1 protein-coding gene and 1 pseudogene are annotated in these 1196 nt (G+C 58.0%); one reads left to right on the top strand and one right to left on the bottom strand.

The genetic code is table 11. The annotated features are described in order from the left end of the window. Positions 1–4: 4 nt before the first annotated feature. On the bottom strand, positions 5–832 hold the full coding sequence (locus AC1D1Z_RS37585) for a type IV toxin-antitoxin system AbiEi family antitoxin domain-containing protein (protein ID WP_017969035.1): 828 nt from the start codon (positions 830–832) through the stop codon (positions 5–7). A 242-nt stretch (positions 833–1074) separates the two neighbouring features. Here AC1D1Z_RS37585 and AC1D1Z_RS37590 point away from each other — a divergent pair. Further along, positions 1075–1196 (top strand): annotated as a pseudogene (locus tag AC1D1Z_RS37590) (IS6 family transposase); the annotation flags it as partial.

The raw sequence follows: 1196 nt of genomic DNA on the forward strand, positions 1-1196 counted from the left end.
GGTATCATTCATCGGCCTCCGGATAGCGGCGGACGATGACCCGCCAACGCGGGTCGCGCTCGAGCACTTCAGTAGAAAAGTCGGGATCGCCGGCTTCTTTGCGGTCCAGCTCCGTCCAGGGCAGGTTGCCGCGGTCTTCCAAGGCGGTACGCATCGACGCCAGGCGTGGGCCGTGACCCAGCCTGTCGAGAAGGTAGCCGAGGCGCTGCACGACCGGCCGTTCGGTGACGCGTGACAGGTTAGTCAGGCTTTCGAAATCAATCTGCGGCGCGATATCCCTGAGGACAGTGAAGATGTTATCAAGACCGCCGGCGCCACGAGAATACCGCAGAATGTCGAGCGCTGTGAGAGCTGGTGACGACACTCTCATCGAACCTGTCTCGGTTTTCTTGTCGACAACGCCCGCGGCGACGGTCTCCATATCCTTTCGGTAGTAGAAGACGACGCGGTTGCGACCGGCCCTGATCTTGGGGAGCCGTTTGGCCGCCACGACTTGAAACTCCATCACGGCCTGATGCGTTGCACCGTGCAGTTCGGCAGCCTTAAGCAGACCGACATAATAGGAATTCCCCTCATGGCGCATCAGCGCGTCAATGTACCAGGTTGGTGGCGGAGCGCCCAATGACATGAATTGTGGAGGGATGACGATATAGAAGTCGTGGCGCGGGTTGAGGAGTAGTTTTCGACGCTGCAAACGCTCGGCTGAGTCCAGGAACGCGCCACGATTGATGCCCAGCGCTTCGATCGCCTCTCGGCCATCAAAAACTACCCGCCCCTGGGAGAGCAAGTTTGATGTATAGGCGGAAAGCGCGGCCCGTTTATCGTGAATCATGTCCAATTATCCGCTCTATGCGCAGACATTGCAACACGCTTTGTTTTCATGGATGATTCATGTTCAAATATCCGCGATATATGCGGATTTTCCCACATGATTTCTCTCGATAGCTTGCAAATCCAGCCGTTGCGCGGACCTTCGCTTTGCACGCCGGAAGGGACTCCTGCCAAAGCGACGCTGCGCATGCCGAATTTCAATCCCCTGACCGCGGGCTATTTCCTGAGCCGTCAGACGCTCGTTCCCTGCACGACCCGATCGCCAACCTCTTTCACGTTCCCCGCCACGATGTTCCATCCACCCACCATCGAGAACTGCGAGCAACTGCCATGCAAGCATGGCGCCTAATCGCGCCCCTTCATGC

The organism is Rhizobium sp. P1_E1 (assembly GCF_056406015.1).

What these genes read in the sequence shown, in the direction of transcription:
- AC1D1Z_RS37585 (WP_017969035.1), bottom strand. Translation starts at nt 832, where the DNA reads ATGATTCACGATAAACGGGCCGCGCTTTCCGCCTATACATCAAACTTG.